Here is a 20,301-nt window from a genome sequence, read left to right on the forward strand (position 1 = left end):
CTGATCGTGGACGATTGAGATACAGTAAACCCATCGCTTGCGCGCACCCCCGGCGCGTCCACGATCAGCCTGAAACGCCGTCCACGATCAGAATGAAACAGGCGTCCACGATCGCTGAAATGCGCAGTAGGTCACTTTGCCGTCGAACCGGCCCGGCACTTCGGTCAACCTGGCCACATGCACCAGAAAATCGGTCAACTCGAACAACCTCGGCTGCAACGCGGCGAAACGGCGCAGCAGATCGGGCTGGTCTTTGAGCACATCGGGGTAATGCGTCTTGATGGTGCCCATGCAGGAGCCGGACGGAGCAACCACATAGTCGAACGACTCGAATTCGTCGAGAAATTTTTCCGCCAGCGTCATCGTCGTGCGGCGATCGCCGGAGTTGTAGGCCGGTTGCCCGCAACAGGTCTGCGACATGGGCACATGCACCTCGAAATGCGCCGCTTCCAGCAACTCTACCGCGGCCATCGGAATGCTGGGCCGCATGACATCGGCAAGACAGGTAATGAACAATCCAACACGCTTTTTCATGCGTGCATTATCGGTCGGCTGACTTGACGAGTGCTGACGAAAGCTGCGCACATACGGGCGGAGCGGCGGGTTTTTCCGATATACAAAAGTCTGTCCCAGCATATAAAATTGCCGCGATGCAGCAAGCCTCTGTCTCCCGCAAATCCGAAACGCCTGCAAAGCCTGCCGAGCCGTCCATTCAAGTGCTGGGCCGCGCCTTTGCACTGCTGGAAGTGCTGGCGCAAAACTCCGATCCGATGCAGCTCAAGGACATCGGCGCCGCAACCGGGCTGCACCCGTCCACGGCACATCGCATCCTCAACGATCTGGTCGTGGGCCGCATGGTCGAGCGGGTCGAATCCGGAACCTACCGCTTGGGCATGCGCCTGCTCGAATACGGCAATCTGGTCAAAGCCCGCCTGAGCGTGCGCGAAGCGGCGCTCGGACCCATGCGCGAACTTCATCGACTCACCCACCAGCCGGTCAATCTCAGCGTGCGCCAGGGCGACGAAATCGTCTACATCGAACGCACTTTCAGCGAGCATTCGGGCATGCAGGTCATCCGCTCCGTGGGCGGTCGCGCGCCGCTGCATCTGACCTCGGTCGGCAAACTTTTTCTCGCGGCCGATGATGTCGCCCGGGTCAAGGCCTACATCCTGCGCACCGGTCTTGCGGGCCAGACGCGCAACAGCATCACCCAACCGCAACTGCTCGAACGCGAACTGGCCAAGGTGCGTCACGACGGCTTTGCGCGCGACAATGAGGAGCTCGAACTCGGCGTGCGCTGCATGGCGGCTGGCATTTACGACGACAGCGGCGATCTGGTGGCGGGTCTTTCTCTGTCCGCCCCGGCCGACCGTCTGATGGAAGACTGGCTGGAGAAAGTGCAGCTCACGGCACAGCGCATTTCAGCGGCTCTCGGCTACAAAGACAGGCGGCGCTGAATCGCTTGACCCTTCCAGAAAGCGCTTGGGCAAACTCACTCGCCGCGGTAGGCCGACGAATCCTTTTCCACGAATGCGGTGCGCACCAAGCCTGGTGCTGCGGCCTCTTCGCCCCGGGAAGGCAGTGTCCCGGTACGGGCGACCGGATCATGCAGGGCGCCGAATCCCTTGGCTTCCAGCCAGGTCCGAATGCGCTGGGCATCGCCAAAATGCGAATACCTGCCCCAGGCATCGAGCAGCACCACGATCACCCGGCGCCCCTCGAACCTGGTCTGCAGCACCAGGCAATGCCCGGCTTCGTTGATGTAGCCGGTTTTCTGCAGCAGGATGTCCCACCCGCGGTTGAACACCAGATGATCGGTATTGCGGTATTGCAGGGTGCGCGCACCGACATCCACCTCGCTCTCGGGATGGGTGGAAAATTCGCGGATCAAGGGATAGTGATAAGCGGCCTTGACCAATAAGGCGAGGTCATGCGCGGTCGACTCGTTCTGCGGCGACAGGCCCGTCGGCTCGACATAGCGTGTTGCATTCATCCCCAGAGACCGCGCCTTGGCATTCATCGCCGCGATGAAGGCGCCCATTCCTCCCGGATAGTTGCGCGCCAAGGCATGCGCTGCCCTGTTTTCGGAGGACATCAGGGCCAGCTTGAGCAGTTCTTCCCGCGTGAGTCTGGTGCCGGGACGCAGACGCGAGGAACTCCATTTGAGCGTGTCGATATCGGCATCGGTGATTTCGAGGATCTGATCCATCGGCTGATGGGCATCGAGAATCACCGCGGCGGTCATCAGCTTGGTGAGCGAGGCAATCGGGCGCGCGATGTCGGCGTTCTTGCTCAGAAGCACGCGATCCGTTCCCTCGTCGACGACCAGAGCGGAACCGGAACGCAAGTTCAGTGGGTCATCATTGCTTGCGGTGGAAGCCGGCGAAACCTGCAATTCATCCGCAGCCGGCAACACCGACGAGGCTGCCCCTGTTGAGAACGCGGTCTTCACCACGCGGGATTGCGGGCGGCGTCGCTCAGCCGCAACCCGTTTGGCCGGCAGCCTGCCCGACACCGTCGCCTTGCTGCGAACAGACATGACGACTCGGCTGGCGACGGCGTCTTTGCGCTTCTTCGTCACCATCGGGCGGGCGCCAAAGCGCGAGGTTTTGGCCACCGCAGGTTTTTCAGCCCTGCCTCTCTTCGTCGCCAGTGTCCGGACCGGCCTGGCCTTCTCCTTGATTTTTTCGCGCTTGACGGGCCTGGCCAGACGGGTGGGTTGCAGAGGGGATTTTTTGCTGCTCAGCTTTTTCGCAACCTGCTTCTGGACGGTCGGGCGTTTTGTCGTCTCCTTACCGATTGCGGCAAAAGCAGGCCTCATCGTCAGGGACACGGCGAACAAAACCGCAAGCAGAAAGCCCGACCCATGCAACAAATTTCGAAAAAAGGACGACTGCATGATGGCCGCAAGGCAAGGTGAAAGAATGCGACCAGCCTATCAAAGGCCGCAAAAACAAGCAAGATCAGAAACTTGGCTTGTGTTTCTCAAGTAACGATAAAACACCTCACCATTTCCTGCACCCATAGCAAACGGCCCGCTGGACTTTGGCGGGCCGTTTGTGCATCGCAGCGGGGCATCAGAACATCTTGCTGTAGTTCGCCAGGCCCGGATTGCCCTTCACGCCGATGAGCTTGGGTTCGTTCACCTTCAGCGGTTTGATGACCTTCTGGTGCTTGAGGTACTCCTCGACGATATCCCAGATCGGCGGATTTTCCGGCGTGGCGCTGGCTTTTTGCACTGGAGCCCAACCGGCGACCTTGTAGGTCTTCTTCGGATCGATCGGCTTGCCACTCAGTCGCATGTCCTGGATGCGGTTGCCGATTTTCTCATTGGGCGCACAACTATATTCGAGCGCACCCACACGCACCATGTCCCCACCCTGCTGGTAGTAGGGATCGGGGTTGAACAGGTTGTCGCACACGTCTTCCATCACGTTCTTGACCGTCTCGCCCGTCATTTCGGTCAGGGTGCAGTACGGATAGGTGATGGCCAACTGCGTCATCATGTCCTCACGGGTGATGGGCGAGTTGGGCAACAGACTGCCGCCCCAGCGGAACCCGGGAGAAAAAGCCAGATCGCCGCCACGAACAGCCAGCATCGCATCGACGACCAACTGATCCCAGGTGCCGTTGAAGTTGCCGCGGCGATACAGCAGACCCTCCGTGTGAGCCAGCACTTCGGTGAGCTTGCTCTCGTAAGGCGCACGCAGCTTGCTGATCAGCGCTTCCATTTCGGGATCGGCGGGCAGCAGATCGGAGAACACCGGCAGGAGCTTGTATTTGTAGCCCACCATCTTGCCGCCGCGAACGTCGAAATCCATCACGCCCAGGAACTTGCCGTGAGAACCGGCGTTGGTCACCAAGGTCATGCCGCCGGACGGACGGCGGATTTCCACCGCGACGGCTTCGCCATCATGAGTATGGCCGCCGAAGATGCAGTCGATGCCTTCCACCAGACTGGCCATCTTGCGGTCCACGTCCATGCCGTTGTGCGAGATCACCACGACCAGTTCGGCGCCCTTCTGCTTCACCTCCTTGACCACTTTCTGCATGTGGTCGGTATCGATGCCGAAAGTCCAGTCGGGGATCAGATAGCCTGGGTTGGCGATCGGGGTATAGGGGAAAGCCTGGCCGATGATGGCGACTTGCACGCCATTCATCTGCTTCATCACATAGTTCGGAAACACCGGGTCGCCGAAGTCGGCCGTCTTGACGTTCTGCGCGACAAAGTCGATCTTGCCCTTGAAGTCCTTGTTGACGATCTCCTCCACCCGGTCCTGGCCATAGGTGAATTCCCAGTGCGCCGTCATCACGTCCACACCCAGTTTCAACTGGGCATCGACCATGTCCTGCCCCTTGGTCCACAGTGACAGCGCCGTACCCTGCCAGGTATCGCCGCCATCCAGCAGCAGCGCACCGGGACGCGACGCCTTCAATTGCTTCACCAGGGTCGCAATATGCGCATAGCCGCCCATCTTGCCATACTGCCTGGCCGCGCGTTCGAAATCGAGATAGGTGAAGCCATAAGACTCACGGGTATTGGGCTCAAAGCCGACGCGCTTCAGATAATTCGTGCCGACGAGGTGTGGCAAATGCCCCTTCATTCCGGCAATACCGATGTTCACATTCGGTTCACGGAAATACACAGGGCGCAAATGCGCGTGACTATCCGTCATGTGCAGAAAATGCACATTGCCACTCTTGGGCGGGTTGTACAGGTTTTTGACTTCCGCAGCGGTTGCTTCGCGGGTCATGGGAAAACCAGTGGCCGCAGCAGCCGCCAATACACCCATAAATTCACGACGGGTCAGGCTCATTCAAATATCCTCTTAATAAATAAAAATCCCGCCAAATCAAAGCAGATTCGGCGGGAAGTCCTTATACCGAAACGGCCCCTGACGTCAGTTTTACTTGTTCACGGGCGATTGCGGATCAAACAGAAACGCCATGACATCTTTCATCTGCTGCGGGGTCAGGGCATGGCTGGCCCCTAGCGGCGGCATTTGCGAACAGGCGTTGAACGAGGTGGAATCGTAAATCCGTGCCCAAGTGTACTTGACGATCTGCTCGGAATTACCGCGGGTCTTGCCGTAGCCGACCAAGGACGGACCCAGATTGCCCTGCGACGGGTTGTTCGGCAGCATCGCATGACAGTTGATGCAGTTGCCGCCATTGGGAGTGCCGGGCTTGTCGTTCCATGTCATTCCCTTGCCGCTCTCGGCAATCTTCATTCCCGCCTTCCAATCGCCAAAATACTTGCCGTCAGCCGGATAGACCACCTTGCTGTAATGGTCTTTTTCGATTCGGGCAGCGATATCCTTGGGAATTGGCTTACCAAGATAATCGTACTTGGAACATTCGTGCTGTGCCTCGGTTTGCACCAACCTGTCCAATCCAGCCGAGCCCTTGGCCTGGAAGGACGTCGCGATAACCTCTTTGAACGACTTGGTCATATAGGTCGAGGCATCTTCACCGCCTATCCCTCCGGCTTGTGTGGCGCAACCCATCATTCCGACGGAAAGGGCCATTGCAGACATTACTGCGATTCGTTTCATTATGTCTCCTCTCAACGCTTGAACGATGGGGTCAGGATCTTATGACCTTTCGCCATAATACCCATATAGGTTTCCAGATCGATCACCACCTGGGACAGATACTTGGGCTCGGCGATGCGCTGCTGGCGCATACAATCGTTCATGCGCCATTCCAAAGTCCTCACAACTCCCTGAGAATCAGGATAGGCCGGCCACGTTGCCGCAACCCAGGCCTTTTCGCCATCGGGCGAAACGAGGTTAGGCAACTTGGAAATCTTGATCTGCTTGCCGTTTTCAGAATGACAGGTTGCACAGGAAAAGTTGTACGGACCGGCGCGATACCAGAAAAACTTCTTGCCATTCTCGAAGGACAATTTTTCCTGGGGAGTATTTTGCGGCACCTCCATGGGCATGCCGTCAGACTGGTGGGCGACATAGACTGCCATATTGACGATATCCGTCGCGTTGCCCCCCTTCTTGTCAAACGGGTTTTTCGTGACTTCCTTGGCGATCTGCTCCGGGGTGAAGCCCTGCAGTTTCTCCATACAGGTCACAATACGCGACTCGACATCCTGCACCTTGCCCGTATCGGGGAAGTAGCGCGGCAATTGCGCGTAAGCCCCCTTCAACACGCCCGGCCCCAGGCCAAGATCACACTGCTTGAGGCTGACGTGATTCGGGCCTCGCTTTTCGTTCCAGAGTTTCTCACCGGCCGCAGCGTTGAACTCGGCGGGATTTCCGCCCATCGCATTGAGCATGTCGATATAGGAATCGGCATGCGCCACGGCGGGCATAAGGCCGGCACCCAAAGTCAGGGCACAGAACGAAGCTGCCGCCGCAGCCGAGCTTGTAATACCAAAAAGCCGTTTTTTCATAGTCTCCTCACAGCGTTGAGTGGATATTGGGTGGACGAACACAGGCGGAACAGCCGATTTCTTCTGCACATCCGCCTGGCTCGAAACACCCTGGCCGCTTCAGGACACAGTCGTGTCTGCAGTGGACGTATCGCCCTTGTTGTCGATCCAGGACACGGTCACCTTGTCGCCGGATTTACCGCCCTTGAAGCGAAATTCCAGGAAGGGGTTCTTGGAAATGGCCGTACCCCAGTCGCAGGTCAGCACGGTCTTGTCGTTGTTCTTGCAGGTCACCGACTGGATGAAATGGGCGGGAATGATCTTGCCCTCTTTGTCCTTGATCAGGCCGGTATCTTCGGGGTGGGTCATCAGAACGCGGACGACCACCGTGTCGCCTTCGACGTTCGCGCGCATGCGCATCGGAAATGCCATTCTTCTACTCCTTAAATGGGGATTTGCTGGAATCAGCAGGATTCAAAACAGTGCAGACGCTTCAGGCTGCCGCGGGCCGATCAGCCGCCGCAGCCGCCGAGCGTGACCTTGATTTCCTTTTTGCTGAACAGCAGCTTGTCGCCGACCTTGGCCACAGCGTAGACATTGGAAGTCTGCGCCATCTTGACGCGGGTGGCCACATTCGGCACCGAAGCGTCGGTCATGTTGAACAGGCCGGCGAGAACGGTGGGGTTCTTTTCGATCACGATGCCCAGCGCGGTGGTGCCGGCTGCATTGCTCTTGATGCCCACGGGCACCACAGCGCCGTTTTCGGCGATGTCCGGGCCGATGATGGTGACATCGGTGCTCTCGGTAGGCGTGCCGCCCCAGATCTTGGCCGCGTCGGCAAACGACTTGGCTTCGAACAGAGGAGCATTCCAGCCCGGGGCATCAGCGGCCAGGGCGACATTGGGCATGAGGCCCGCGGTTGCAGCAACGCCCAAGGCGGCTGCGCCTGCGCCGATCTGCATGACCTGGCGACGAGTTTGATTCATCAGTCTTCTCCTTGAAGTGAACAGGAACTTGCCTGTATTTTGCTAACGTATTACTGCTTCGCGCCGTCGACAATCCACTGCGCAATCATCTTGGCATCGGCCTCGCTGATGGTCTGCGGCGGCATGGGGATGGAACCCCAGACACCCGAACCACCCTTGATGATGCGTGTGGTCAACTCGGCGACCATGTCTTTCTTGCCACCGTATTTGGCCGCAACCTCCTTGTAGCCCGGACCCACCAGCTTGTTGTCACCCAGGCTGTGGCAAGCCAGACAGGACTTGTCTTTCAAAAGAGCGACCACCTTGGCGTCAGGATTGTTGGCTGCCGCGGCTTTTTCCTTCGCTTTCTTTTCCTGCTCTGCGGCTGATTCGGTCACCATGCCGCGGATCGGACCCCATTGACGGTATTGATCAGCGAGGTTGCCATTGTTGTTCAGCGCAAACTCAGGAATGAAGCTGGTGATTTTGGGAGCTGGGGCACAGTTTTTCATGCAATCGGTGTTGTGGGTATCCGGGATACCCCCATTCCCAATCTCCTTGCCCGGCCACATGCCGTGGTTCCAGATCATGCCATTGCGGTTGGGCAGCATGTCCTGAACCTGTTGCACGTTGTCGCGGGTCAGCACGAAGTTACCGGGCACCACATTGGCCAGGTTCATCAGGTAGGCCACCAGCGCATAGGTGTCATCCCAGGTCAGCGAGCCCGGCTCGTTCCACGGCATGGCGCGGTGGATGTAGTCGAACAGCGTCGACAGGGTGGACAGCTTCTCGACGGTGGTCGCGCCATCGTTGATGTCGGCCAGCTTGGCCACGCGGCCCGTCTTGATGTCCTGCTTGGTCGCCTGGTAGGCGCCAACCAGCGGCGGGAACACCGCGTTGGAATCGGCGAAGTCGCCATGACAGGACGCGCACTTGGCTTCCCACAGCTTGGTGCCCGTCGCCACGCTGCCGGAACCCGCCGGCAGACCCTGGAAGTCCGGACGCACGTCGATGTTCCAGGCCTTGATTTCATCCGCAGTTGCCGCACGCCCCAGGGTGGCGTCGAGCTTCACATCCCTTGCGGGAACTTGGGGATGGACGGGCATGCCCTGAGCCTGCGCCAGCGAAGCGCCTGCGGCAAACACGCCACCCAGAATGACCGCCAGCGCGGCTTTACGAATTCGCGAGTTGGACATTGCGAACATCTCCATTTTCTTCGACTTGCCAGGTTTGGATTGCGTTGTTGTGATAGACGGACCGGGTGCCGCGCACCTTGCGCAGTTGCTCGTAAGTGGGCTGCACCATGCCGGTTTCGTCGATCGCGCGACTTTGCAGAAAAGCGACTTGCCCCTTCCAAACCCAGGGAATGTTGAAGCGGGTGAAAGCCTTGTTCAGGATCGGCCCCTCGAGACGGGCGGGCTGCCAGTTGACGCCGCCGTCGAACGACACGTCGACGCGCTTGATCTTGCCGCGACCCGACCAGGCCAGACCCGACACGTTGTACAGCCCTTTGTCGAGCAGCACTTGCCCGCCGGACGGCGAGGTGATCACCGACTTGACTTCCATCACCGAGGTGTACTGGCGCAGGCGGCCATCGGGCATCAGATCGACGTAGCCCACGGTTTCGTCCTTGGTGGCGAAAGGCTGGGTGCCTAGCTTGATGCGGCGCAGATACTTGATGTTGGAAACGCCCTCGACACCGGGCACCACCAGACGCAGCGGGTAGCCGTTTTCCGGACGGAGCATTTCACCGTTCTGGCCGTAGGCCACCAGCACTTCACCCGACAGCACGAGCGACATCGGGATGGTGCGGTTTTCCGCCGCACCATCGGCCCCCTCGGCCATGATGAAACGCACGCCCTTGAGGCTGGCGCCGCAGTCTTCGAGAATGTCGATCAGCGGCACGCCGGTGAACTCGGAGCAGGACACCATGCCGTGCGTGTATTGCACGGTGGGCAGCGCCACATTGCCCCATTCCATCGCGGAGTTGGCACCGCACTCGATGAAGTGGAAACGCGACACCGGCTGCATGCGCATGATGTCGCCGACGGTATAGACCTTCGGGTTCTTGATGAGGTCCTTCTCCCCCATCACCATGAAGCGGAAGTCTTCGGGATTGATATCGTACCAGCCCTGGTGCGAGCGGTTGAAGTGCAGACCGGCCGGAGTGACGATGCCGAACATGCCCTGCAGCGGCGCGAACGCCACATTGGCCTGATTCACCGCAGCCAGACCGGGACTGATGCGACGCACCAGATCCTTCTCGTACTTGGAGGGCATGCCGTAGGGCGGCTCGTTCACCGGAGCGCCCAGAGTGGTGCGCCACTCCTGCTCCTTGAGGATGAACTTGCTGCCCTTGTCACCCTCCCAGTTTTTGCGATCGGCTGCGTAGACGTTCGCTGCGCCGCCAGCGGCCATGGTGGCGCTGGCCGTCAGGAACGCTTTACGCAAAAAGTCGCGGCGACCTCCCTGAACCTGGGCGATCTGCTCAGCGCTCAGGAAGTTTTCCGGCGCCTTGCGCAGCCGGCCTAGCTTTTTTGTGTAGTCACTCATCCTCTTTCTCGCTTAGTAGGCACGTCGGGCCAGGCGATCCGTCTGCGAAACCGATTCGGGATCGTCGAGCTCGATGGCAATTTGAGTGCACACGGTCCGGCACAACTGCACTGCCTTCTCGCTCTGCACACGGTAATAAACCTGATTGCCGACGCGGCGCTTGGCGACGACACCGGCTTGATACAACACCTTGAGATGCTGAGACACGTTGGGCTGGGTCGAATCGACCGCGTCCATGATTTCTGTCACGCTTTTTTCGCCGGTACAGATGGAATTGAGGATGCGCAGGCGCAACGGGGTGGCGAGGACGCCGAAGAGTTCAGCGGCGGTATCGAACACCCTGTTCACATCGACCGAGAGATCATCCGCGGGCGACGTCACCAGTTCCGGGAGCGTGTCAGTTTGTGGCATATGGATTTGCTTATAAGCAAGCACTGATATTTTTCAAACCCTCACCGCGCTTGTCCACCCTTGGCGGCTAGGAGTTTCCCTAGTCAGCCGCGCGCAATTGCATCAGGAATTTGCTGGAGGGCAAGCGGGTCTTCCAGTGTCGTGAGGTCGCCGGGGTCACGACCTTCGCAAATCGCCTGGATCGCGCGGCGCAACATTTTCCCCGAGCGCGTCTTCGGCAGCGCCGTCACCAGGAGAATGCGCTGAGGACGGGCGACGGCGCCGAGCTGGGCATCCACATGGGCTGCGATGGAGGTCTGCTGAGCCTGTGGCGAAACGTCTTCCTGCCCCGGACGCAGAACCACGAAGGCCCAGGCGGCCTGCCCTTTGAGCGCATCCTGCACGCCGACGACGGCGACCTCGGCCACGGCGGGGTGCGCGCTGATGCTTTCCTCGATTTCGCGCGTGCCGAGCCGATGCCCGGCCACGTTGATGACATCGTCGGTGCGGCCGAGGATGTAGATATAGCCATCGGCATCCTGGCGGCCCCAGTCGAACGTGGAATACACCTGCCGGTTGGGGTATGTACTCCAATAGGTATGAACAAACCGGGCATCGTCGCCCCAGACGGTTTGCAGACAGCCGGGCGGCAGCGGCCAGTCGATCGTCACCACGCCCTTTTCGCCAGGAGCGACCGGTTCGCCGTCGGTTTCATTGCGCAGACAGACCTTGTAGCCCGGCATGGCAACCCCTGGGGAGCCCATGCGGGCGATCACTTCGGGAAATCCCTGCGGGGTAGCCATGATCGGCCAGCCCGTTTCGGTCTGCCAGTAGTTGTCGATCACCGGCTTGCCCAGCGATTCGGCTGCCCAGCGTCCCGTGGGTTCGTCCAGCGGCTCTCCCGCCAGGAAAATCGCGCGCAGGCTCGACAGATCGTGACGGTGCAGCAGCGCGGCATCATGGCGCTTGAGCACGCGCATGGCGGTAGGCGCGGAAAACAGCAGATTGACGCGGTACTGCTCGACGATGCGCCAGAACACGGCTGCATCCGGGCGTATGGGGGTACCCTCGTAAAGTACGGTGGTCATGCCGCTGAGCAAGGGCGCGTACACGATGTAGCCATGCCCCACGACCCAGCCGATATCGCTGGTGCAGAAAAACGTCTCGCCCGGCTGCGCCCCGAAAATCACGGGCATGGACATGCGCAATGCCACCGCATATCCGCCAGTATCGCGCTGCACCCCCTTGGGTTTGCCCGTCGTGCCCGAGGTGTAGAGAATGTAGCTCGGATGGGTGGAATCCACCCAGACGCAGGGCACTTCCGCCTGGGCGTGTTGCGCGTATAGATCGGTGTAGGCGACATCGCGCGGCGTCCGCCTTGCCCAATCCGCCAGGCCGCGATCGACGACGATGACGTGCTCGGGCGGATGCTGCGACAGACGCAGCGCTTCGTCGAGCAGGGGCTTGTACGGCACGACCTTGCCTGCGCGCGAACCCGCGTCGGCGCTGACGATGGCCCTGGGCCGCGCATCGTCGATGCGCGCCGCCAGACTCACCGAGGCGAACCCGCCGAACACCACCGAATGCACCGCGCCCAGGCGCACGCAAGACAGCATGGCAAATACCGCCTCGGGAATCATCGGCATGTAGATGAGCACCCGATCGCCCTGGCTCACGCCCAGGCTCTGCAGACTGGCCGCCATGACCTGCACTTCGCGGTGCAGTTCGGCGTAGGAGTAGCTGCGCTCCTGCCCGGTTTCGGTGGACACATAGACCAGCGCAGCCTGCCCGCCGCGCTCGGGCAGATGACGGTCGACCGCGTTGTGGCAGAGATTGGTCAGGCCGCCCTTGAACCAGGCGGCGAATGGCGGCCTGCTGCGATCGAGCACGCCGTCCCACGGCCGCCTCCAATCGATGGCCTGCGCCTGCTCGGCCCAGAATGCCTCTGGGGAATCGATGCTGCGGCGATAAAAATCGGCGAAAGGCGCATCCCACATCGCGCTGTCTCCTGTGTTGTATGAATCAGGCCAGCCTAGGAAGGGGGGCTGACGTGCAACTGACTCGTCGATGAGCCGGCGTCAGGCCGCAATCAAATCTTCACCACCAGCCGCCCCCGCACCCTGCCGTCGAGCAGTTCATGTGCGGCCGCCTCGGCCTGATCGAGCGGTATGTCGTGGGCGATCTGGTCGAGCATCGAGGCATCGATCAGATCCGCGAGTTTCTGCCAGGCGTTGTCACGCGCGGGCTGCGGCTGCATCACGCTGTCGATTCCCGCCAGCGTCACGCCGCGCAGAATGAAGGGGGCCACCGTGGCCGGGAAATCCATCCCGCCGGCCAGCCCGCAGGCAGCCACCACGCCGCCCCAGCGGGTTTGCGCGCAGGCGTTGGCCAGGGTATGGCTGCCCACCGTGTCGACCACCGCCGCCCAACGCTCTTTCTGCAAAGGCTTGCCGGGGGTTGACAGCGTGTTGCGGTCGATCACTTCGGCGGCCCCCAGTGCGCGCAAATAGGCTTGCTCCTGCAACTTGCCGGTGGAGGCCACGACCGTCCAACCCATCCTGGCCAGCAGCGCCACCGCCACGCTGCCCACGCCGCCGCTCGCTCCCGTCACCAGCACGCTGCCTTGCGCGGGCACGGCGCCATGCCGTTCGATGGCCAGCACGCACAGCGCGGCGGTATAGCCGGCCGTGCCCAGCGCCATGGACTGGCGGGCGGTGAAGGCCCGGGGCAAGCGGATCAACCAGTCGCCCTTGAGCCGCGCGCGCTGGCTCAGGCAGCCCCAATGCGTTTCACCCACGCCCCAGCCGTTGAGCACCCAGCGGTCGCCAGGCTGCCAGCCGGGATGCGTGCTTTGAAGCACCGTGCCCGCGCCGTCGATGCCCGGCACCATGGGCCAGCGCCGCACGACCGCGCCGCGATTCGTCAGCGCCAGAGCGTCCTTGTAGTTCAGCGTGGAATAGTCCACCGCAACGGTCACATCCCCCTCCGGGAGCTCTTCATCCCGCAGGGCCGCCAGCGCGGCTTTGAATCCTTGTTCTGTTTGGTCGAGCTTCCAGGCAGTGAACATCGTGGGGTTTCCTATGGCGAAGGCGGCGCATCCTGCGCTGCACAATGATTGACACATGCAGACAATCTATCTAAATTCACGCGCTTATGCGTGTCAACCCCTTGTTCGCTCAGATTGCCCTGGTCTGCTGCCTGATCGGTGCAGGCAGCGCTTCGGCCTGGGCCGATCCGTCTGCGCTGCCGCAGTTCGATCCGGCCCAGCCGTCCGAACAAGCGGTGCGGGACGTCCAGAACGCCCAGCGCGACGATGCTTCGCTGCACCAGTGGCTGATGCAAAACGGATTCGTGCATCAGGTTTCCACCCGCGCATCCGATCTGGTGATCAATGCGCTGAGTTTCCTCGGTGTGAAATATCGTTATGGAGGCGACACGGCGCGCAGCGGCTTTGACTGCTCGGGTTTTGTGCGCTACGTCTATCAGGAAACGCTGGGTACCGTGCTGCCGCACAACGCGGCGCAACAGGCGCGGGAGGGCGAAAGGATTCCCGAGAGCCAGCTCAGGCCCGGCGATCTGGTGTTTTTCAACACCTTGCGCCGGGCCTTCTCGCATGTGGGCATCTATATCGGAGACGGCCAGTTCATCCACTCGCCGCGACCGGGACAGACCGTCCGCGTCGAAGATCTCGATTCGCCCTATTGGGCCAAACGCTTCGACGGCGCGCGCCGCATCCTGACCGGGCAGCACACCGAGGTGGCGCAGGGCGACCTCGGCAGCAACCCGGGTGATTCGACCGCGCAGCCGGGGCAGTAAACCCAACCCGGGCCGAGGCCCGGTTTTCATCTCCGCGTCGGCGGCAGATCGGTGCAACTGCCCTCTGCCACTTCCGCCGCCAGGCCCACGGATTCGCCCAGAGTGGGATGCGGATGGATGGTGCGGCCGATGTCCACCGCGTCGGCCCCCATCTCGATGGCCAGGGCGATTTCGCCGATGAGGTCGCCCGCGTGCGTGCCGACGATGCCGCCGCCGACGATGCGGTGCGTCGCCTGGTCGAACAACAGCTTGGTGAAACCTTCGTCGCGGCCGTTGGCGATGGCCCGGCCCGAGGCGCTCCAAGGAAACAGCCCCTTGGTCACGGCGATGCCCTGGGCCTTGGCCGTATCTTCGGTCAACCCCACCCAGGCAATCTCGGGGTCGGTATAGGCCACGCCGGGAATCACCCGCGCGTCGAAGGCGGCCTTGGCCAGCGCCTCGTCACTCTTGAGCGCCCCCAGGGTCGGCTCGCCGCCGACCCGCCCCCCGTGGGGGTCAAGGAAACTTGGGGCGGCCCGGCGTTTCCTTGAGAGTTCTCCCGCACAGACCTCGGCGGCCACATGCCCCTCATGCACCGCCTTGTGCGCCAGCATGGGCTGGCCGACGATGTCGCCAATGGCATGGATGTGCGGCACATTGGTGCGCATCTGCGCATCCACTGGAATGAACCCGCGCTCGTTCACCGCCACGCCCGCCTGGTCGGCGCCGATCTTGCGGCCATTCGGCGCGCGGCCCACGGCCTGCAGCACCAGGTCGTAGCGCTGTGGCTCGGCAGGCGCGCCTTCGCCCTCGAAGCTCACCCAGATGCCGTCGGGCCTGGCTTCGGCGGCCACCGTCTTGGTCTTGAGCATGATGCGGTCGAAGCGCCTGGCATTGAATTTCTGCCATACCTTGACCAGATCGCGGTCGGCTCCAGGCATCAGGCCATCCTGCATTTCCACCACGTTCAGCCGTGCGCCGAGTGTGGAGTAGACCGTGCCCATTTCCAGCCCGATGATGCCGCCGCCGACGATGAGCATGTTCTTCGGTTCTTGGTCGAGCAGGAGCGCGCCGGTGGAGTCGACGATGCGCGGATCGTCTGGCAGGAAGGGCAGGCGCACCGCCTGCGAGCCTGCGGCGATGATGGCGCGCTGGAAACGCACGGTCTGCGTGGCGCCGGTCTTGTGCTGGCCTTCGCCCTCGGTCAGTTCGACCTGCACATGATGCGCATCGACAAAGGCGCCATAGCCGCGCAACACCGTCACCTTGCGCATCTTGGCCATGGCCGCCAGTCCGCCGGTGAGCTTGCCCACCACCTTGGCCTTGTATGCGGCCAGCTTGGCGCGATCGACTCTGGGCGCGCCGAATTCCACGCCGAGCTCGGCGAAATGCGCCGCTTCGTCGATGACCGAGGCCACATGCAGCAGCGCCTTGCTGGGGATGCAGCCGACGTTGAGGCAGACCCCGCCCAAAGCGGCGTAGCGCTCGACCAGCACCACGTTCAAACCCAGATCGGCGGCGCGAAACGCCGCGGAATAGCCACCAGGCCCGGCGCCGAGCACCAACACATCGCACTCCACATCGGCCTTGCCCGCAAATGCGGCGGCAGCCTGTGGCGCGGACGGGGCCTGCTGCGCAGCGGGCGGCGGTGCGGCCGCAGGCGTCGGTACAGCGGCTGCCGGGGCTGCAGCGGCATCAGCTTGCTCAGCGCCTGCGGTCTCCAGCTCCAGCAGCACCGAGCCCTCGCTGACCTTGTCGCCCAGCTTCACCCGCAGTGCCTTGACTACACCTGCGGCACTGCTGGGAATCTCCATGCTCGCCTTGTCACTCTCCACCGTGACCAGCGATTGATCGACTGCGACCGTGTCCCCGGCCTTCACCAGTACCTCGATCACTTCCACATCCTTGAAATCCCCGATGTCGGGAACCTTGACTTCGATGATGGCCATGTCACGCTCCCGGTCAGATCAGCACACGCCGCAGGTCGGCGAGCAATTCGCCGAGTACGGTGGTGAAGCGCGCCGCCATGGCGCCGTCGATGACGCGATGGTCGTACGACAGCGACAGCGGCAGCATCAGCCTCGGTTGAAATGCCGCGCCATCCCAGACCGGCTTGATCTGCGATTTGGACAGGCCGAGAATCGCCACCTCCGGCGCATTGATGATGGGGGTGAAGGCCGTACCGCCCACGCCGCCCAGGCTGGAAATGGTGAAGCTCGCGCCCTGCATGTCCGAAGGCTTGAGCTTGCCTTCGCGCGCCGTCGCAGCCAGCTCGCCCATTTCCCTGGCGATTTGCGCCAGACCCTTCTTGTCAACATCCTTGAGCACCGGCACGACCAGGCCTTGCGGTGTATCGGCAGCGAAGCCGAGGTGGATGTAGTCCTTCAGAATCAGGTTTTCGCCGCTGTCGTCGAGCGAGCTGTTGAATGCGGGCATCTGCTTGAGCACCGTCACGCAGGCTTTCATGACAAAGGCGAGCAGGGTGAGTTTCACGCCCTGCCTGGCCATGCGCTCATTGCTGCTCTTGCGAAACTCCTCCAGTTCGGTGATGTCGGCCTCATCGAACTGGGTGACATGCGGAATCATGGCCCAGTTGCGCGCCAGATTCGGGCCGGAGAGCTTTTTGATGCGCGACAGCGGCTCGGTGCGAATCGGGCCGAATTTGGCGAAGTCCACCTTGGGCCAGGGCAGCAGATCGAGGCCGCCCCCGCCGCCCTTGCCGGCCGCCACACCGGCCAGCGCAGCGGCCTGGGGGACCACCTGACCGGACATCACGGCTTTGACAAAGTTCTGCACATCGTCCGCGGTGATGCGGCCTTTCGCCCCGCTGCCCTTCACTTCGGCCAGCGCAACGCCCAGTTCGCGCGCCAGCTTGCGCACGCTGGGGGAGGCGTGAGGCAACTGCGCTGCAGATGCCGCGGGTTCGTGCATCGGCAGTGTGGCCGTCGGCGGCGTGTGCTGGCGCGGCTCGGAAGCGAAGCCCACGCCGACCGCGGCGGGCGGCACGGCATGCGGCGCAACGGCCTCGACCGGGGCTGCGGGCGCGGGCGCTGGCTCTTGCGCCACCTCGGAAGCCGGCACGGTCGAAGCGCCATCGGTTTCCAGATCGAGCAGGACTGTGCCCTCGCTGACCTTGTCACCCAGCTTCACCCGCAGCGCCTTCACCACACCGGCGGCGCTGCTGGGAATCTCCATGCTCGCCTTGTCACTCTCCACCGTGACCAGCGATTGATCCACCGCGATCTTGTCTCCGGCCTTGACCAGTACCTCGATCACTTCCACATCCTTGAAGTCCCCGATGTCGGGAACCTTGACCTCGACGACGGCCATGGCGTTTCTCCTCGTCTCGTTGTAATGGGCGGCCGCTCAAGCGTAGAGCGAGAACGCTTTTTCGGTGTCGATGCCATACTTGGCGATGGCCTCGGACAACTTGGCCACGGGCAGCGCGCCTTCGTCGACCAGGCCGCGCAGCGCGGCCAGCACGATGTAGTGGCGATCGACCTCGAAGTGGCGGCGCAGTTCGGTACGGGTATCCGAACGGCCGAAGCCGTCGGTGCCGAGCACGCGGTAGCTGCGACCCTTGGGCAGGTAGGGGCGAATCTGCTCGGCGAACAGACGCACATAGTCGGTGCTGGCGACCACCGGGCCTGCGTGCTGCTCCAGTTGCTGCGCAACAAAAGGCACACGCGGCGCCTCGGTAGGGTGCAGCAGGTTCCAGCGCTGCGCGGCCTGGCCGTCGCGCGCCAGTTCGTTGAAGCTGGGGCAGCTCCACACATCGGCGGCCACGCCCCAATCCTGTTGCAGCAATTCCTGCGCGGCCAGACTCTCGCGCAGGATGGAACCCGAGCCGAGCAACTGCACGCGCTGCTTGACCTTGGCCTTGCCCGGCTTGCACAGATACATGCCCTTGAGAATCTGCTCCTCGGTGCCCTGCTGCAGCCCGGGCTGGGCGTAGTTCTCGTTGAGCAGGGTGAGGTAATAGAAGACGTCTTCCTGATTCTCGACCATGCGCTTGAGGCCGGCGTGCAGGATGACGGCCACCTCGTGCGCGAAGGTCGGGTCGTAGCTGATGCAGTTGGGCACGTTGGCCGCCATGACCTGGCTGTGGCCGTCCTCGTGCTGCAGTCCTTCGCCATTGAGCGTGGTGCGCCCGGAGGTGCCGCCCAGCAGGAAGCCGCGCGAGAGCATGTCGCCCGCGGCCCAGATCAGGTCGCCGATGCGCTGGAAGCCGAACATCGAATAGAAGATATAGAAGGGAATGGTGATGCGGTTGCTGTGCGAATAGCTCGTGGCCGCGGCAATCCACGAGCACATGCCGCCCGCTTCGGTGATGCCTTCCTGCAGGATCTGCCCCTGCTTGTCCTCGCGGTAATACATGACCTCGCCGCGATCGACCGGGGTGTACTTCTGCCCTTCGGGCGCGTAGATGCCGATCTGTCGATACAGACCCTCCATGCCGAAGGTGCGGGTTTCGTCCACCAGAATGGGCACCACGCGCGGACCCAGCGTCTTGTCGCGCAGCAACTGGTTGAGGCAGCGCACATAGGCCTGGGTGGTGGAGATCTCGCGGCCCTCGGCGGTGGCTTCGAGCATGGGATGGAAAATCTCCTTCAGATCGGGCACGGGCAGATGCTCGTCGGCTTTCCTGCGTCGCTGCGGCAGCGGCCCGCCCAGGGCCTTGCGGCGTTCCATCAGGTACTTCATTTCCGGCGTGTCGTCGGCGGGCTTGAAGAACGGCAGCTTGGGCAATTCGCTGTCGGGCACCGGGATGTTGAAGCGGTCGCGGAACTCGCGGATGTCGTCGTCGGTGAGCTTTTTCACCTGATGGGCCACGTTGCGCGCTTCGGCGGCACGGCCCATGCCGTAGCCCTTGATGGTCTTGACCAGCAGCACCGTGGGATCGCCCTGATGGTGAGCCGCGGCATGGAAGGCGGCATAGACCTTCTGCGGATCGTGGCCGCCGCGGTTCAGACGCCAGATGTCCTCGTCGCTCATGTGCTCGACCATCTTGAGCAGACGCGGATCGCGGCCGAAGAAGTGCTTGCGCACGAAGGCGCCGTCATTGGCCTTCATGGCCTGGTAGTCGCCGTCGAGTACGTCCATCATCACCTGGCGCAGGATGCCGTCCTTGTCTCGCGCCAGCAGCGGGTCCCAATACGAACCCCAGATCAGCTTGATCACATTCCACCCGGCACCGCGGAAGTCGGACTCCAGTTCCTGGATGATCTTGCCGTTGCCGCGCACCGGGCCGTCGAGCCGCTGCAGATTGCAGTTGACGACGAACACCAGGTTGTCGAGTTTTTCCCGCGCTGCCAGCCCGATGGCGCCCTTGGCCTCGGGCTCGTCCATCTCGCCATCGCCGCAGAACACCCAGACCTTGCGCCGGGAGGTGTCGGCAATGCCGCGGGCGTGCAGGTATTTGAGGTAGCGGGCATGGTAGATCGCCATGATCGGCCCCAGCCCCATGCTCACGGTGGAGAACTGCCAGAAATCGGGCATGAGCTTGGGATGGGGATAGCTCGACAGCCCCTTGCCGCCGACTTCCTGGCGGAAATGCGCGAGCTGGTCTTCGGTCAGCCGGCCCTCCATGAAGGCGCGGGCGTAGATGCCCGGCGAACTGTGACCCTGGAAAAAAATCAGATCGCCGCCGTGATCGGCGGTCGGCGCGTGCCAGAAGTGATTGAAGCCGGTGCCGTACATCGTCGCCACCGAAGCGAACGAGGCCATATGCCCGCCCAGATCGCCGCCATCGGCAGGGTGCAGGCGGTTGGCGCGCACCACCATGGCCATCGCGTTCCAGCGCATGTAGGCACGCAGGCGCTCCTCGATTTCGACATTGCCCGGGCTGCGCACCTCCTCGTCGGGGGGGATCGTGTTGACGTAGGCGGTGTTGGCGGAAAATGGCATGTCGACCCCGTTCTGCCGCGCCTCGTCGAGCAGCGATTCAAGGACGAAGTGCGCCCGCTGCGGGCCTTCGGCGGCGATCAGCGCGTCCAGCGCGTCCAGCCATTCGCGGGTTTCCTGGGGATCGGTATCTCCCGCTGCGGTGGAAAATGGACTCGGTTGCATCTCGGGTAAGGCGGCCATGCTGTTCTCCTGATGAATTTTTGCCAGTATCGCAAACAAATTTTCAAACTACAAGATTTGATTTCGTATAGTGAAATTAAGCATCCCGTTTCGGCATGCTGCTGCATCGTCCGAAGTGCAGAC

General features: G+C 62.1%; 16 protein-coding genes and 1 pseudogene. 2 read left to right on the forward strand and 15 right to left on the reverse strand.

What is annotated here, in order from left to right:
• Positions 1-126 precede the first annotated feature (126 nt).
• Positions 127-534: pseudogene (locus RBR52_RS09410) on the reverse strand (heterodisulfide reductase-related iron-sulfur binding cluster); the annotation flags it as partial.
• Positions 535-650: 116 nt separating this feature from the next.
• Between RBR52_RS09410 and RBR52_RS09415 the strand changes: the two are divergent.
• A complete protein-coding gene (locus tag RBR52_RS09415) occupies positions 651-1,457 on the forward strand; it encodes an IclR family transcriptional regulator (RefSeq protein WP_320376956.1) in 807 nt (268 codons plus the stop codon).
• Positions 1,458-1,492: 35 nt separating this feature from the next.
• Here RBR52_RS09415 and pbpG read toward each other — a convergent pair whose 3' ends face one another.
• From pbpG to RBR52_RS09470, 11 genes are all read right to left on the reverse strand, one after another.
• A complete protein-coding gene (gene pbpG, locus RBR52_RS09420; protein WP_320376957.1) occupies positions 1,493-2,899 on the reverse strand; it encodes a D-alanyl-D-alanine endopeptidase in 1,407 nt (468 codons plus the stop codon).
• 178 nt (positions 2,900-3,077) lie between these two features.
• Complete coding sequence (soxB, locus tag RBR52_RS09425; protein WP_320376958.1) at positions 3,078-4,817, reverse strand: thiosulfohydrolase SoxB; 1,740 nt, start codon at positions 4,815-4,817, stop codon at positions 3,078-3,080.
• A gap of 90 nt (positions 4,818-4,907) precedes the next feature.
• A complete protein-coding gene (gene soxX, locus RBR52_RS09430; RefSeq protein WP_320376959.1) occupies positions 4,908-5,555 on the reverse strand; it encodes a sulfur oxidation c-type cytochrome SoxX in 648 nt (215 codons plus the stop codon).
• Positions 5,556-5,566: 11 nt separating this feature from the next.
• On the reverse strand, positions 5,567-6,409 hold the full coding sequence (soxA, locus tag RBR52_RS09435) for a sulfur oxidation c-type cytochrome SoxA (RefSeq protein WP_320376960.1): 843 nt from the start codon (positions 6,407-6,409) through the stop codon (positions 5,567-5,569).
• 99 nt (positions 6,410-6,508) lie between these two features.
• Positions 6,509-6,820: a thiosulfate oxidation carrier complex protein SoxZ gene (gene soxZ, locus RBR52_RS09440; protein WP_320376961.1), complete on the reverse strand. Its 312-nt coding sequence runs from the start codon at positions 6,818-6,820 to the stop codon at positions 6,509-6,511.
• 80 nt (positions 6,821-6,900) lie between these two features.
• Entirely contained in the window at positions 6,901-7,374 is a 474-nt protein-coding gene (soxY, locus tag RBR52_RS09445; RefSeq protein ID WP_320376962.1) for a thiosulfate oxidation carrier protein SoxY, read from the reverse strand.
• Between the two features lie 50 nt (positions 7,375-7,424).
• Complete coding sequence (locus tag RBR52_RS09450; RefSeq protein ID WP_320376963.1) at positions 7,425-8,549, reverse strand: c-type cytochrome; 1,125 nt, start codon at positions 8,547-8,549, stop codon at positions 7,425-7,427.
• The gene (soxC, locus tag RBR52_RS09455; protein WP_320376964.1) at positions 8,527-9,906 is read right to left on the reverse strand and encodes a sulfite dehydrogenase; all 1,380 of its coding nucleotides are present in this window, start codon (positions 9,904-9,906) and stop codon (positions 8,527-8,529) included. The genes RBR52_RS09450 and soxC overlap by 23 nt, the downstream gene beginning before the upstream one ends.
• Positions 9,907-9,918: 12 nt before the next feature.
• On the reverse strand, positions 9,919-10,317 hold the full coding sequence (locus RBR52_RS09460) for a metalloregulator ArsR/SmtB family transcription factor (protein ID WP_320376965.1): 399 nt from the start codon (positions 10,315-10,317) through the stop codon (positions 9,919-9,921).
• Positions 10,318-10,400: 83 nt separating this feature from the next.
• Positions 10,401-12,293 carry a propionate--CoA ligase gene (locus RBR52_RS09465; RefSeq protein ID WP_320376966.1) on the reverse strand — a complete coding sequence of 631 codons (1,893 nt, stop codon included), beginning with the start codon at positions 12,291-12,293 and terminating at the stop codon, positions 10,401-10,403.
• A gap of 92 nt (positions 12,294-12,385) precedes the next feature.
• Complete coding sequence (locus RBR52_RS09470) at positions 12,386-13,363, reverse strand: MDR family oxidoreductase (RefSeq protein ID WP_320376967.1); 978 nt, start codon at positions 13,361-13,363, stop codon at positions 12,386-12,388.
• Positions 13,364-13,449: 86 nt separating this feature from the next.
• On the opposite strand from RBR52_RS09470, the gene RBR52_RS09475 reads away from it, so the two are divergent.
• Positions 13,450-14,112 (forward strand): C40 family peptidase, encoded by a 663-nt coding sequence (locus tag RBR52_RS09475; protein ID WP_320376968.1) that lies wholly within the window; start codon positions 13,450-13,452, stop codon positions 14,110-14,112.
• A 26-nt stretch (positions 14,113-14,138) separates the two neighbouring features.
• On the opposite strand, the gene RBR52_RS09480 is transcribed toward RBR52_RS09475, so the two are convergent.
• Genes RBR52_RS09480 through aceE form a run of 3 tightly spaced genes read right to left on the reverse strand, consistent with a single transcriptional unit; the run spans position 14,139 to position 20,178 of the window.
• Positions 14,139-16,040, reverse strand: coding sequence for a dihydrolipoyl dehydrogenase family protein (locus RBR52_RS09480; RefSeq protein ID WP_320376969.1), 1,902 nt, complete (start codon positions 16,038-16,040; stop codon positions 14,139-14,141).
• Between the two features lie 13 nt (positions 16,041-16,053).
• Positions 16,054-17,421 carry a dihydrolipoyllysine-residue acetyltransferase gene (aceF, locus tag RBR52_RS09485; protein WP_320376970.1) on the reverse strand — a complete coding sequence of 456 codons (1,368 nt, stop codon included), beginning with the start codon at positions 17,419-17,421 and terminating at the stop codon, positions 16,054-16,056.
• Positions 17,422-17,457: 36 nt separating this feature from the next.
• A complete protein-coding gene (aceE, locus tag RBR52_RS09490; RefSeq protein WP_320376971.1) occupies positions 17,458-20,178 on the reverse strand; it encodes a pyruvate dehydrogenase (acetyl-transferring), homodimeric type in 2,721 nt (906 codons plus the stop codon).
• Positions 20,179-20,301: the final 123 nt, after the last annotated feature.

The organism is Thiomonas sp. (assembly GCF_034007205.1).
In the GTDB taxonomy this organism is placed as follows: domain Bacteria; phylum Pseudomonadota; class Gammaproteobacteria; order Burkholderiales; family Burkholderiaceae_C; genus Thiomonas.

Excerpts from the sequence above, each read along its gene's own strand:
- RBR52_RS09415 (WP_320376956.1), top strand. The coding sequence starts at position 651 with ATGCAGCAAGCCTCTGTCTCCCGCAAATCCGAAACGCCTGCAAAGCCT.
- pbpG (WP_320376957.1), bottom strand. The coding sequence starts at position 2,899 with ATGCAGTCGTCCTTTTTTCGAAATTTGTTGCATGGGTCGGGCTTTCTG.
- soxB (WP_320376958.1), bottom strand. The coding sequence starts at position 4,817 with ATGAGCCTGACCCGTCGTGAATTTATGGGTGTATTGGCGGCTGCTGCG.
- soxX (WP_320376959.1), bottom strand. The coding sequence starts at position 5,555 with ATGAAACGAATCGCAGTAATGTCTGCAATGGCCCTTTCCGTCGGAATG.
- soxA (WP_320376960.1), bottom strand. The coding sequence starts at position 6,409 with ATGAAAAAACGGCTTTTTGGTATTACAAGCTCGGCTGCGGCGGCAGCT.
- soxZ (WP_320376961.1), bottom strand. The coding sequence starts at position 6,820 with ATGGCATTTCCGATGCGCATGCGCGCGAACGTCGAAGGCGACACGGTG.
- soxY (WP_320376962.1), bottom strand. The coding sequence starts at position 7,374 with ATGAATCAAACTCGTCGCCAGGTCATGCAGATCGGCGCAGGCGCAGCC.
- RBR52_RS09450 (WP_320376963.1), bottom strand. The coding sequence starts at position 8,549 with ATGTCCAACTCGCGAATTCGTAAAGCCGCGCTGGCGGTCATTCTGGGT.
- soxC (WP_320376964.1), bottom strand. The coding sequence starts at position 9,906 with ATGAGTGACTACACAAAAAAGCTAGGCCGGCTGCGCAAGGCGCCGGAA.
- RBR52_RS09460 (WP_320376965.1), bottom strand. The coding sequence starts at position 10,317 with ATGCCACAAACTGACACGCTCCCGGAACTGGTGACGTCGCCCGCGGAT.
- RBR52_RS09465 (WP_320376966.1), bottom strand. The coding sequence starts at position 12,293 with ATGTGGGATGCGCCTTTCGCCGATTTTTATCGCCGCAGCATCGATTCC.
- RBR52_RS09470 (WP_320376967.1), bottom strand. The coding sequence starts at position 13,363 with ATGTTCACTGCCTGGAAGCTCGACCAAACAGAACAAGGATTCAAAGCC.
- RBR52_RS09475 (WP_320376968.1), top strand. The coding sequence starts at position 13,450 with ATGCGTGTCAACCCCTTGTTCGCTCAGATTGCCCTGGTCTGCTGCCTG.
- RBR52_RS09480 (WP_320376969.1), bottom strand. The coding sequence starts at position 16,040 with ATGGCCATCATCGAAGTCAAGGTTCCCGACATCGGGGATTTCAAGGAT.
- aceF (WP_320376970.1), bottom strand. The coding sequence starts at position 17,421 with ATGGCCGTCGTCGAGGTCAAGGTTCCCGACATCGGGGACTTCAAGGAT.
- aceE (WP_320376971.1), bottom strand. The coding sequence starts at position 20,178 with ATGGCCGCCTTACCCGAGATGCAACCGAGTCCATTTTCCACCGCAGCG.